Origin of the sequence: Arthrobacter sp. C9C5 (assembly GCF_013359735.1) — a bacterium.
Taxonomy (GTDB): domain Bacteria; phylum Actinomycetota; class Actinomycetes; order Actinomycetales; family Micrococcaceae; genus Arthrobacter.
The window spans coordinates 180359-192574 of the sequence record NZ_JABFMX010000002.1; the positions used below are offsets into that span (position 1 = coordinate 180359).

Annotated in this window: 11 protein-coding genes; 8 read left to right on the plus strand and 3 right to left on the minus strand. The window is 68.9% G+C overall.

Features of this window, described 5'->3' with window-relative positions; genetic code table 11:
- Window positions 1–108 precede the first annotated feature (108 nt).
- The 5 genes from HNO80_RS02390 (at window position 109) to HNO80_RS17855 (ending at window position 7519) form a co-directional block, all read left to right on the plus strand.
- Window positions 109–969: an SURF1 family protein gene (locus HNO80_RS02390; RefSeq protein WP_175321238.1), complete on the plus strand. Its 861-nt coding sequence runs from the start codon at window positions 109–111 to the stop codon at window positions 967–969.
- Window positions 966–1478 carry a DUF3817 domain-containing protein gene (locus HNO80_RS02395; RefSeq protein ID WP_175321239.1) on the plus strand — a complete coding sequence of 171 codons (513 nt, stop codon included), beginning with the start codon at window positions 966–968 and terminating at the stop codon, window positions 1476–1478. The genes HNO80_RS02390 and HNO80_RS02395 overlap by 4 nt, the downstream gene beginning before the upstream one ends.
- A 73-nt stretch (window positions 1479–1551) precedes the next feature.
- Window positions 1552–3141, plus strand: coding sequence for a glutamine-hydrolyzing GMP synthase (guaA, locus tag HNO80_RS02400; RefSeq protein WP_175321240.1), 1590 nt, complete (start codon window positions 1552–1554; stop codon window positions 3139–3141).
- Window positions 3142–3363: 222 nt separating this feature from the next.
- Window positions 3364–7179, plus strand: coding sequence for an AAA family ATPase (locus tag HNO80_RS02405; RefSeq protein WP_349627164.1), 3816 nt, complete (start codon window positions 3364–3366; stop codon window positions 7177–7179).
- A 52-nt stretch (window positions 7180–7231) separates the two neighbouring features.
- A complete protein-coding gene (locus HNO80_RS17855) occupies window positions 7232–7519 on the plus strand; it encodes a hypothetical protein (RefSeq protein ID WP_249777113.1) in 288 nt (95 codons plus the stop codon).
- Window positions 7520–7553: 34 nt separating this feature from the next.
- Here HNO80_RS17855 and HNO80_RS02410 read toward each other — a convergent pair whose 3' ends face one another.
- From HNO80_RS02410 to HNO80_RS02420, 3 genes are all read right to left on the minus strand, one after another.
- Window positions 7554–8120 (minus strand): RcpC/CpaB family pilus assembly protein, encoded by a 567-nt coding sequence (locus tag HNO80_RS02410; protein ID WP_349627165.1) that lies wholly within the window; start codon window positions 8118–8120, stop codon window positions 7554–7556.
- A 315-nt stretch (window positions 8121–8435) separates the two neighbouring features.
- A complete protein-coding gene (locus HNO80_RS02415) occupies window positions 8436–8687 on the minus strand; it encodes an FmdB family zinc ribbon protein (protein WP_175321242.1) in 252 nt (83 codons plus the stop codon).
- Between the two features lie 136 nt (window positions 8688–8823).
- Entirely contained in the window at window positions 8824–9453 is a 630-nt protein-coding gene (locus HNO80_RS02420; RefSeq protein WP_175321243.1) for a 5-formyltetrahydrofolate cyclo-ligase, read from the minus strand.
- A gap of 117 nt (window positions 9454–9570) precedes the next feature.
- Here HNO80_RS02420 and galU point away from each other — a divergent pair, with 117 nt between their 5' ends.
- The 3 genes from galU (at window position 9571) to HNO80_RS02435 (ending at window position 12184) form a co-directional block, all read left to right on the plus strand.
- Window positions 9571–10473: a UTP--glucose-1-phosphate uridylyltransferase GalU gene (gene galU, locus HNO80_RS02425; protein ID WP_502707801.1), complete on the plus strand. Its 903-nt coding sequence runs from the start codon at window positions 9571–9573 to the stop codon at window positions 10471–10473.
- Between the two features lie 4 nt (window positions 10474–10477).
- The gene (locus HNO80_RS02430) at window positions 10478–11119 is read left to right on the plus strand and encodes a GNAT family N-acetyltransferase (protein ID WP_175321245.1); all 642 of its coding nucleotides are present in this window, start codon (window positions 10478–10480) and stop codon (window positions 11117–11119) included.
- A 99-nt stretch (window positions 11120–11218) separates the two neighbouring features.
- A complete protein-coding gene (locus HNO80_RS02435) occupies window positions 11219–12184 on the plus strand; it encodes a hypothetical protein (RefSeq protein WP_349627167.1) in 966 nt (321 codons plus the stop codon).
- Window positions 12185–12216 lie beyond the last annotated feature (32 nt).

Genomic DNA, 12216 nt, shown 5'->3' on the forward strand with positions numbered 1-12216 from the left:
TTCGTGTCGACTCCGTCGCCACGTAGGGACCCTGCTGCCCCACTCTAGGCAGGCCCGAGTCCGAGGCCCGTTTCGTTGTTCTACACGCGGACGAAGTACGGTTAAGGGGTGCTGAAAACCGCCCTCAAACCCCGCTGGATCGCAGGCCTCGTGCTGGCGATCGTGATCTCGGGAGTCTTTGTGCTGTTGAGCCAATGGCAGTTCGGCCGCTCCACGCGGTCCGAGGCGCCGGTTTCCACAGGAACCGAGGCGGCTCGCCCGCTGACCGCGGTCCTGAAACCGGGGCAGTTCTTCCCGGGCTCGGTGGCCGACCAGGTCGTCACCGCCACCGGCAGCTACGACCCGCGGAAGCAGGTCCTGGTGCCCGGCCGGATTCATGAGGGCGCCAAGGGATTCTGGATCGTCTCCGCCTTCGCTGTGCAGGGCGCTCCCGCCCTGACCGGCGCCGGCGCATCGCCGCAGACCTGGATTCCGGTGGCCCGGGGCTGGGTCGCCGATGCAGCGGACGCCGCGGCGCCGCCGTCGGGCACTATTGAACTCACCGGCCGGCTGATCCCTTCCGAAGCGCCGCTGCCCAACACCGACGCCGGTGCCGGGCGGGCAAGCGCCGTCTCCGTCGCGGAACTCATCAATCTCTGGGACGTCAGCAGCTATCCCGGGTTCGTGGCCGCCAGCGCCGAGCGCTCCGGTGGTGCCGACGTTGCCGCCGCCGGCGCCGTCAAACCGCTCAATATCGGCCCGCAGCCGCCAGCCCAGACGGTGAATTGGCTCAACCTTTTCTACGCCGCGGAGTGGGTGGTCTTTGCCGGCTTCGCGCTCTTCATCTGGTGGCGCCTGGTCAAGGACGATTACCGCCGCGGCCTCGAAGACGCCCGAGACGAGGCTGCCGCCCGGCTGGCCGCCGCCGACGGACCCCACGACACCGATCCCCCCGCAACCGAACCAACCAATCCGAGAGTGCAATCATGATCGAGCCCCAGCCGGCCATCCAGCCGCAGCAGTCCAACGGAACGGGAAGCGCCAACGGCAGGAAGCGCCGCTTCGGCGGGACCGAGGCGCAGATCCGCTCCGCCCTGAAGTTCTACAAGGTCCTCGCCTACCTGACGGGCTCCATGCTGCTCCTGCTCTGCGCGGAGCTGATCGCTCGTTACGTCTTCGGCCACTACCTTTTCGCCGGCGGCACCAACGCCGTCACCGGGCAGCCGTTCGGCTTCGGGTTCGCCGACGCCGAGCCGCCGGGAGTGATCGGGGGAGTGAACCTCTCCGTGACGGTGCTGATCGTGCACGGCTGGATGTACGTCGTCTACCTGATGTCCAACTTCCGGCTTTGGTCGCTGATGCGCTGGCCTTTTGCCAAGCTCGTCATCCTGGCGCTGGGCGGCGTCGTGCCGTTCCTGTCCTTCTTCGTGGAGAAGAAGTTCCACGCCGAGGTGGAGGCGGAACTGGCCGCCAACCCGCAGGCGCCGCAGCGCTACTGAACCGTCCTGTGAGTTCGCTTACCCGGGGCTTCTCAATGTGCGGGGGACCGGCAGTGCAAAGTAGGCTAGTGGGGTGACCACTCCCACTGCATCCCAGACGTCCCAAAGGCCTGTGCTGGTTGTTGACTACGGTGCCCAGTACGCGCAGCTGATTGCCCGCCGCGTCCGGGAAGCGAATGTGTATTCGGAAGTCGTTCCGCATACCTACAGCACCGAGCAGCTGCTGGCCAAGAACCCGGCCGCCATCATCCTCTCCGGCGGCCCCGCGAGCGTCTACGCGGAAGGCGCCCCGAGCGTGGGTGCCGACCTGTTCGAGGCCGGCGTCCCGGTGTTCGGCATCTGCTACGGCTTCCAGGCCATGGCCAACGCCCTGGGCGGCAAGGTCGCCCAGACCGGACTGCGCGAATATGGCGCCACCGAGACCACCACCATCGGCGAAGGCCGCTCCATCCTTGAGGGCATGCCGCAGCACCAGAGCACCTGGATGAGCCACGGCGACTCCGTCCACGAGGCCCCGGAGGGCTTTGAGGTCCTCGCGACGACGGCGGGCGCCGACGTCGCCGCCTTCGCCAACGAGGAAAAGTGCCTCTACGGCGTGCAGTGGCACCCCGAGGTGAAGCACTCCGCCTACGGCCAGCAGGTCCTGGAGAACTTCCTCTTCAAGGGCGCCAAGCTGGAACCGAACTGGACCACCGGCAACATCCTGGAAGAGCAGGTGGCACGGATCCGCGAGCAGATCGGCGACTCCCGCGTGATCTGCGGGCTCTCCGGCGGCGTGGACTCCGCCGTGGCCGCAGCCCTCGTCCAGCGCGCCGTCGGCGACCAGCTGACCTGTGTCTTCGTGGACCACGGCCTGCTGCGCGAAGGCGAAGCGGAGCAGGTGGAACGCGATTTCGTGGCCGCCACCGGCGTCAAGCTTTACGTCGCCAACGAGCAGGAGCGTTTCCAGGCCGCGCTGGCCGGCGTCAGCGACCCGGAAACCAAGCGCAAGATCATCGGCCGCGAATTCATCCGCGCGTTCGAGGAGGCCGAACTGGCCATCATCGCCGAGGCCGCGGCGCACGGCGAAAAGATCAAGTTCCTGGTCCAGGGCACCCTGTATCCCGACGTCGTCGAATCCGGCGGCGGCGAGGGCGCGGCAAACATCAAGAGCCACCACAACGTGGGCGGCCTGCCGGAAGACCTGCAGTTCGAGCTCGTGGAACCGCTGCGTGCACTGTTCAAGGACGAGGTCCGCGCCGTCGGTGCCCAGCTCGGCCTGCCGCAGGAAATCGTGGGCCGTCAGCCCTTCCCGGGCCCCGGCCTCGGCATCCGGATCGTCGGCGAAGTGACCAAGGAGCGGCTGGACCTGCTGCGCAAGGCCGACGCCATCGCGCGCGCCGAGCTGACCGCGGCCGGCCTCGACAACGAGGTCTGGCAGATGCCGGTCGTGCTGCTGGCGGACGTCCGCAGCGTCGGGGTGCAGGGCGACGGCCGCACCTACGGCCACCCGATCGTGCTGCGTCCGGTGTCGTCCGAGGACGCCATGACGGCGGACTGGTCGCGGCTGCCCTACGATCTGCTCGCCCGGATCTCCAACCGGATCACCAACGAGGTGGACGGCGTGAACCGCGTGGTGCTGGATGTCACCAGCAAGCCGCCGGGAACCATCGAGTGGGAATAGCGTTGTGAATGGCCGGCCTCTTCGGAGGCCGGCCATTTTCTTTTGGCCAAGCCGTTTCGCCGAAGCAATTTGCCCACGAATTTGGCGTATGCCAGTGTTGCGGCCCCTCACTGACGCCTGGTTCGGGCTAACCTCGAAAGCATGCCGGTATGGTCCAGGGCGTTCCGCGCGAACTCAGAAACCGCGAAGTCAGAAACCGTGAGCACAGAAAAGAAGGCAGAAGTGTCAGTTGGTCAAGGCCACCCCGAGGGCTCCGAGGAGTTCAGGAAATGGCTGTCGGGTCTCAAACCCGTCACCGGAGCAGACACCATGCTGCGCTTTACGAAAACGCCCGAGGGCTCCATTGACCTGACCCACGCGCATCCCTCGGGCCTGGCCCAGCTGATGGCCGGCCGCCGGACCCGCCTGTCGACCCTGATCCGTGACCGTCAGCAGTACGTCGTCGCCGCGCGGGCCTCGCGCAACCTTCGCTCCAAGATCTTCGAGCTCGCCAACGACCGCGGCATCGACGCCGGCTACTTCTCGGCCGGCACCGTCGTCTGGACCTCCGCCGTCGGGGGCAAGCCGCAGCGCGTCTCCGCGCCGGTCATGCTCACCGCCATTTCCCTCACCGTGCGCCCCGGCGAGGACGACTACGAACTTCAGCTCACGGAACAGGCCCGGATCAACCCCGCCCTGGTCCGGCACCTGAAGACCATCCACGGGATTGTCTTCGACGTCAACGCCGTGACCCGGATGGCCTACAGCACGGCCCGGTACGATCCGCAGCCGGTGCTCGACCGCCTGGGCACCCTGATCCAGCCGATCCACGGCGCCGAAATCGAGCACAACCTGCTGGTCTCGACGTTCGCCGACCTCTCCGGCAACCTGGACGACCCCTGGATCAACCAGAACAACCCGCTCGTGGCGGCGCTGGGCCGTGCCGCGGCCGGCGACCCGGTGGACGTCCCCATCCTCGAGGAAGGGCGCTTTCCCAGCACGGACCAGCGCAGCCCCGCCGACGAACTCCTGCTGCTCGACGCCGACACGGACCAGCAGTACGTCGTGGACGCCGTCCGCGCCGGCGACTCGCTGGTGGTCAGCAGCCCGCCGGGCACCGGCCAGACCCAGACCGCGATCAACACCATCGGCGCCCTGGTCGACGAAGGCAAAAGCGTCCTGGTCGTGGGCGACCGCCGGGCCAGCCTGGGCGAAGTCGCCGCCCAGCTGGAGACGCTGGGGCTCGAATCGCTGCTCGTGCAGCTCGCCGGCAACTCCACGCCCCTGGTGCTCAAGGGGCAGCTGGTCCGCGCGATTGTCCGCAACGAAAAGTCGCTCGAACCGCAGCTGAAGAACCTGCACTCCACCCTGACCGAGCACCGGCACGCCCTGATGGACCATGTCGCATCCCTGCACAACGTCCGCCAGCGCTGGGGCTGCTCGCCGTACGAGGCCATGCAGTCGCTCGCGGCGCTGACCGCCATCCACCCGGCGCCGGCCACCACCGTCCGGCTCAAGCGCAGCGTGCTGGACAGCATCCGGGACCGTGAGGAACTGGCCGGACGGCTCCGCCGGGCGGCCGAGCTGGGCAGCTTCAGCCGCGCCTCGACCATGAGCCCGTGGCACGGCGCCCGGCTGCTGACACGCAAGGAGACCCAGGAAGCGCAGCAGGTGGCCCGCTCCGTCGCGGAGAAGCTCCCGCAGCTGCGCGAACGGATGAACGGCGTCGCCGAACATGCAGAGATCCGCCTCGGCGAGACATTCGCCGAATGGGGGGACCAGATCGACCTGCTGGTCGCGGTCCGGGAAAGCCTGGACAAGTTCACCCCCGACATCTTCGACCGGCCCGTCCATGATTTGATTTCGGCCACCGCCCCCTCATCGTGGCGCCGCGAGCGGAACATCGAAATGGCGTCCATGCAACGTTCACGCCTGCGCCGCGTTGCCAAGGAATACGTCCGTCCGGGCGTGCACATCGCGGATCTTCACAGTTCGCTCGTGCTGGTCCAGGAGCAGCGGGCCACCTGGTCGGGGTACGCCACCACACAGCGCCACCCCGCCGTTCCCTCCGGGCTGGCCGAGATCACCGCCCTGTACCGGGAGCTGGACTCCGAGCTGGCTGAGCTGAGTGAGGCCGTCCGGCATACGGCTGCCGGCGGAGCCGTCCGGGACACCCCGTACGAGGAACTCGTTGAGCGCCTGGAGCGCCTTGTCGCGGACACCGGCACGCTGGAGACCCTGCCTGAGCGCACCCTGCTGGTGGAGAACATGCGCGAGCACGGCCTGGGCGAGCTGCTCGCGGACCTCGCCGAGCGCGAGGTGCCGGCCGAGTCGGTGGCCGCGGAGCTCGAGCTGGCCTGGTGGCAGTCGGCCCTCGAAGCCATGATCAGCGGTGACGACTACCTCGCCATGTCCGACGGCGACGCCCTCCGCCAGCTCGAGGCGGAGTACCGCCTCGCGGACAACGCGCACATTGCCAGCGGCGCTGCCCGGCTGCGCTGGAAACTGGCCGAGCGGTGGCGCGCCGCCCTCAGCGAGCACCCCCGCCAGGCCGACCTGCTGCGCAGCCTGCTCAAGGACGGGCGGGTCACTCCCGCGGCGCTGACCGCGCAGTCACCGGAGCTCGTGCCCATGCTCGTGCCGGTCTGGTCCGTCAGCCCGTACCTTATGACCAGCCTGCTGCCGGCCGAACAGCGCTTCGACGCGGTCGTGATCCTCGACGCCGAGGCGACGTCCCTGCAGGCCGTGCTGCCCGCCGTCGCCCGCTCCCGGCAGGTCATTGCCTTTGGCGACGACAAGATCGCCAGCCCGCGCGGCTTCACCGTGGGGGTCGAGCGGCTCGCCGCGGGGGAGAACTCGCACCAGTCCGTGGACAGCGCCTACCAGGCCTTGGCCGCCGTGCTGCCGGTCTGGAAACTGCGGACCGTCTACCGTGGGGTCGACGAGGACCTGGTCCGGCAGTTGAGCAAGGGATTCTACGAGGGCGGACTCCGCCGGCTCCCGGAGGGGCAGTCGGCCACGGGCCTGGACCGGGCCCTGACTGTGGAATACCTGCCGGACGGGACCGGCCTGCCGAGCGCCGACCACGACGGCGTCGAATCCGTGGTGGCCGAAGTGAACCGTGTGGTGGAGCTGGTCTTCGAACACGCAAGGCTACGACCCCGCACCTCCCTGGCGGTTGTCACGGGCAGCCTGCGTCACGCCGCCCGGATCGGGGAGGCCATCCGGCGGCAGCTGCCCAACTACCCCCTGCTGGGCAGTTTCTTCACCGCCGGCGACGAATCTTTCCGGGTAGTGGACCTTGAGCGGGCCCAAGGACTCGTCCGCGACCACGTGATCTTCTCGCCCGGTTACGGCCGCACCCCGCACGGGCGTGCGCTGCACAGCCTCGGGCCGCTTTCAGCCGAGGGCGGCCGTGCCAAATTCGCCCTCGCGATGACCCGGGCACGGCGTTCACTGCACGTGCTGAGCTGCTTCCGACCCGAGGATCTGGACGTCACCCGCCTGAGCCATGGCGCGGTGGACTTCTACGAACTCCTGGACCGCGAGATCGCCGGCAACTCCAACTTGGGGAGCCCGGCATCCCGTGCCGCGGCCAGCGAGCAGGCCCTTGGCGCCGACCCGCTGGTGGCCGATCTCGGGGACCGGCTCCGTGCCCGCGGCGCGCGCGTCTGGCACCAGTACGACGGCGTCCTGGACATGGTTGCCGCGGCCGACCCGATGCACACCATCGGCCAGGACGACGCCGAGATCCCCCGCCCGGTTGCCATCGAGTCTGACGGCACCGAACGGTACCGGCGGATGACAGTGCGCGAGCGCAGCAGGCTCCGCCCGCAGCTGCTGGAGCGCATGGGCTGGCGGTACATGCCACTATGGACAATAGAGGTCTTCACCGATCCGTCCGCATGTGCGGACCGGATCGGCGGCTACCTCGGACTGGAGAAGCCTGCGGCGCCGAGCCGGATGCGCACCTCGCCCGGCTTCTCCGACGACATCGAAAACCTGAGCGTTCAAGACGGGCAAGATGCCTACGCCCCGGCCGCAGCTGACCGGGGCTAACCGGCAGGCCCGCAGGCACTGAACAGTTATTCCCAGCAAGGAGGCCGGCGGCATGAGCGCAGACGGCGAGAACGAGAACCACAACCAGGGTGACGGCAGTGACAGCGGTGACGCGGAGCAGGCAGGCGACCCGAACGTGACTGCCCCGGACACCTCTGCCCGGAGCCAGGAAGCGCCGGCCCAGAAACCACAGGGGCAGCCGGGAACAGGCGCCGCGGCTTCCGGCGGACTGCTGCCGAACAAGGCGGCCGAAGACGACCCGCGACGCTGGGGCGACCAGCCCGGCAGCTACGACCACGATGCCTGGCTCAGGGAGCAGCGGCCGCCGCACTGGGGCTGACCCGCCCGCCGGTGAAGCAGCCGGCGGCTTCCGCCTAGCCGGGCCCGGCCCTGACCAGGACGAAGAACAGCTTGCCCTGCGTGGAAGCTCCGGCGAGTTGTCGGGCCTGGTCAGGGTCCGCGGCCACCACCATCAGGCCGTCCGTCTCCCCGGCGTCGAGCCATGGGCCGGCACGGCCGCCTTGCGCGGAGGTCCACAGGACCGGAACGGCCGACGCGAGGAGCCGGGAAGCCGCTGCCTTCTCATAACCGTCGCCGTTCGTCATCACGATATTGACCAGCTGGCCGGGGGAGACCAGCTGGATCGACGCAGGGTCTGCCATCCGAAGTGGCACGGCCGCCGAACCCGGCGGACTGCCGGCGAGCAGTCCGGGGCCGACGAATTGGGAGTCGGAGAGTAGCTGGCCCTTGCGCAGGGCCACGGCGAGCTGTTTCCCCTCCAGCCCGGCATGGTCAAGCGGGCCGCCGGGCAGAACGCCGGGCGGGACCTGGATGGCGACGACGTCGGCCGCGTCCAGCACCCGGCCGGCCGGGAGATCCTTTGCCGCGGCCCATGCGGTGACGGTGGCTTCGGGCGCAGGCGTCAGCTGTTGCACGGCCATGCCGGCGGCGAGGCACAGCAGGAGGGCTATGGCCAGCCGGCGGTGTCTGCCCAGCCAGCCGCGGAAGCGCCGCCTCGGCGGAAATTTGCTGCCGGCTCCGGGGCGGAAGGCAGCGCGCGGAAGCGGTGACCGAGCCGATCTGAAACGCGGGGTCGATCCGTCAGACTGTGCTGATCCGTAAGCCGGTGCTGATCCGGAAAAGAGTGGGCGGCGGCTGCGGTGGGCCATGGCGCCACGCTACGGTGGGCATGCCGGCCGGCGTCAGCCCCGGGCGGCGCTATGTGGACAACCGCGCGGGTGCCGGCCTGCCGGGTACTAGTTGGCGGCGGCGGATGCCGGTGCGGAGCTCGCAGCCGGGGCGGCAGTCGGGGCGACGGCGCTGCCCTTGCTGTCGCGTGAGTCGGTCCGGTAGAAGCCGGAGCCCTTGAACACGACGCCGACGCTGTTGAACTTCTTGCGCAACGTCCCCTGGCACTCCGGGCAGGTCGTCAGGGAGCTGTCCGTAAACGACTGCACGGTCTCGAAGGCGTGGCTGCAGTCCTTGCAGGCATATGCATACGTGGGCACTGGGATTCCTCCTCTTGGACAAACGAGCAGGTCCCGTGCTGCCGAAGCGGCATCCCACCACCGGAATCGGTGGACGAGGAAACCGCATTAGCAGTCGCAGGGCCTGAGTGCCAATTCTATCACCCGCCGGCTGCGGCTAGGAAAGCCCGGCAAGCCGGACCAAGCCGCCGGGAGTCAGGGCGGCGGCGACTTTTTGATCGAACGACTCCGCCGGGATGCTGCTGGCGGGGAGCACCTCGGCGTCGTAGACGACGGCGGCCGTCGGCAGCGGGACGGCGCCGGCCCGGGAAGGGCCCGCCGGCAGGGCGGCGAGGGCCGCAAGGAACTTGTCGTAATACCCGCCGCCCTGGCCGATCCTGTTGCCCGAACGGTCCAGGGCCGTGGCGGGCAGGAAGATACCGGCCACGTCCCGCATCACGGACGTGCCGAGCCGTTCGCCGGTCGGTTCCTGAATGGGTGCATAGCGGCTGCGGACAAACTCCGAGGCCGGGGTCCAGTACACCCAGCTCAGCGCCAGTTCAGGTTCGCAGACCGGGAGCAGCACCCGGTGGCCCGCATCATGCAGGGCGGCCAGGAGGGGCAGTGTGGGCGGCTCGGAGCCGACGCCGAGGTAGGCGGCGAAGGTGCATGGTCTGCCGTCGGCCAGCGCGGAGGCCCACGCCAGCCCGTGCCGGGAGATTGCCGTGCCGGCGGCATCCAGCTCCGCCGGCGACATCGCTGTCCGGCGCAGCCGGTGCCGGGAACGGATCTCTTCCTTGGTGCTCATACGGTGGCGTCCTTTCGCCCGGGCGGCGCCTGACGGTGGCGGCTGCCGCGGCTGCCGTGCCGGCGGGACAATTACAATTACCTGATGTTTTGCCCCCTCAGCTAGATTAGTCGAGTGATTACACCCAACGCCTCCGTCCGTAAGGCCGTCATCCCCGCTGCGGGCCTCGGCACCCGTTTCCTTCCCGCCACCAAGGCGATGCCGAAGGAAATGCTGCCGGTCGTCGACAAGCCGGCCATCCAGTACGTGGTCGAGGAAGCCGTGAACGTGGGCCTCAACGACATCCTGATGATCACCGGACGCAACAAGCGAGCCCTCGAGGACCACTTCGACCGCGTGCCCACCTTGGAAGCGACGCTGGAGGCCAAGGGCGACACCGCCAAGTTGGAGTCCATCCAGGCGGCGAGCAACCTGGGCGATATCCACTACGTCCGACAGGGCGACCCGATGGGCCTCGGCCACGCCGTGCTGCGCGCCAAGCAGCACGTCGGTTACGAACCTTTTGCCGTGCTGCTGGGCGACGACCTCATCGATGCCCGCGACGAACTGCTCAGCACCATGATCAAGGTCCAGGCGAAGACCGGCGGCTCGGTCGTGGCCCTGATCGAAGTCGACCCCTCGCAGATCAGCGCCTACGGCTGCGCCGACGTCGAGCCGGTTGAGGGCGAGGAGTACGTGCGGATCAAGCAGCTGGTGGAGAAGCCCGACGTCGACGAGGCCCCCTCGAACCTGGCCATCATCGGCCGCTACGTGCTGCACCCTGCGGTGTTCGAAGTCCTCGAGCGGACCGAGCCCGGCCGCGGCGGCGAAATCCAGCTCACCGACGCCCTGCAGGAACTCTCCGCCGGCGAGGGTGAAGGCTACGGCGTGTACGGCGTCATCTTCCGCGGCCGCCGCTACGACACGGGCGACAAGCTCAGCTACCTCAAGGCCTGCGTCCAGCTCGCCTGCGACAGCGACGACCTCGGCCCGGGCCTGCGCGAATGGCTGCCCGGCTTCGCCTCCAGCCTGACGAAATAGTCCCATGGGGGGCAGCTTCACCTGGCCGGTGACTCTGGAATGCGGCGATCTCGTGCTGCGTCCGATCCGGTACCGGGACCGCAGGGAGTGGAGCGAGCTTAGGGCCCGCAACGACACGTGGCTGGCCCCCTGGGAAGCGTCCAACCCGGTACCCGGCGGCGGATTGCCCGACTACCGGCAGATGGTGCGCTCCCTCAAGGCCCAGGCGGCGCAGGCCACCGCGCTTCCCTTTGTCATCACCGCCTGGACTCCAGGGTTCAAGGAACCGGTGATCGTGGGGCAGCTGACGGTCTCCTCGATTGTCTGGGGCTCGGCCATGATGGCCACCCTCGGCTACTGGGTCGACCAGGACCGCGCGGGCCAGGGCATCGCCCCGACCGCCGTCGCGATGGCGACTGACTACTGCTTCCGGACCCTGGGGCTGCACCGGATGGAAATCAACATCCGGCCGGAGAACCGTCCGAGCCTGCGGGTGGTGGAAAAACTCGGGTTCCGCGACGAGGGATACCGGCCGCGTTTCCTGCACATCAACGGCGCATGGGCGGACCACCGCACCTTCGCCCTGACCGCCGAGGAAGTCCCCGGGGGCCTGCTGGCCCGGTGGCTGGAAACACGCCCCGGGCAGGCGCCGGAAACCCCCACCTGACCAGCAGTTTCGTCATATATCCAGTGATTTGGCAGTTGCCTCGCGACACACCGCTGCCAATGCCGCCCGCTCCGCCGTCTTGCTCATACGGTTTTGATTGTGGACTTCCCTCTTAGCAGCTCAGTGATCCTTGTCATTGCTGTTGCGCTCTGGATCGTATGGGTGGCTCCCTACATGCTCCGGAACGGCCGCCCCCAGCTGCAGCCGGCGGGGGAGCTCCTGATGAATGCCGTGGATGTAGAAAAAGCAGACCCCCAAGCCGGAAACGTCATGAAGATGGCTGCCCCGCAGGAGACACCGATGACGAGTACGCAGCGCCCCGAGTCAGCCCCGGGTTCCATTGACCCCGGCGATCGGAAACCGTCGGCCCCGGCGTTCCGGATCCGCTACGGCCGGCTGGTGCTTGCCGTGCTGGGGCTGCTCTCGCTGCTCACCGGCGTCGTGTCCGCCGCCCTTCGGCTCTTCGGGGTCGGCTCGGGCTGGCTGCCCGCCGCCACCCTGCTCGGGGCCGTTGCCGCCGTCGTGTTGCTCCGCAGGCTTGCGGTGCGGGACCGCCGGCGCAAGGTGAACGCCGCGTTCCGCTCGGCCTTGGGCGCCCCGGCGGGGAGAGCTTCCGAGGAGACCCCGGCGCAGTCCGACGTCGTCCGGGAAGCTGCGGTGCCCGCGAAGGAGAGTCCGCTCTTCGACGCCGAAGCCGGCGCCGAAAAGCCCCAGGCCGCACCCACACCCCTGACGGCCGATGAACTGCGGCAGGCGGCACTGGCCGAGGCCGCCGCCTCGGGCGACACCTCCGTCCGCCGCGTCGGCGACCCGTCCTCTGCAGAAGGCTCCAGCTGGGAACCTGTGGAGGTCCCCAAGCCGACCTACGTGGAGGCGCCCAAGGCGGAACGCCCCGCCCCGGAGCCGCTGGACCTGCCGGAAGCCCCGAAAGCGGTCGGCAAGCCCTCGCTCAAGCAGGCCACGGTCCGGCAGCCGGAGGCGGCTGCTGCCGAGTCGAAGGCGATGGGCAAGGGGCAGAGCGCCCTGAGCAACCTCGACGACGTCCTGCAGCGCCGACGCGCCTGATTCGTAAACTTTCCGCCCCGGGCGGCCGACGC

Bases quoted from the DNA above. Each gene is read 5' to 3' on its own strand.
- HNO80_RS02395 (WP_175321239.1), top strand. From the start codon at position 966: ATGATCGAGCCCCAGCCGGCCATCCAGCCGCAGCAGTCCAACGGAACG.
- HNO80_RS17855 (WP_249777113.1), top strand. From the start codon at position 7,232: ATGAGCGCAGACGGCGAGAACGAGAACCACAACCAGGGTGACGGCAGT.
- HNO80_RS02410 (WP_349627165.1), bottom strand. From the start codon at position 8,120: ATGGCCGTGCAACAGCTGACGCCTGCGCCCGAAGCCACCGTCACCGCA.
- HNO80_RS02420 (WP_175321243.1), bottom strand. From the start codon at position 9,453: ATGAGCACCAAGGAAGAGATCCGTTCCCGGCACCGGCTGCGCCGGACA.
- HNO80_RS02430 (WP_175321245.1), top strand. From the start codon at position 10,478: ATGGGGGGCAGCTTCACCTGGCCGGTGACTCTGGAATGCGGCGATCTC.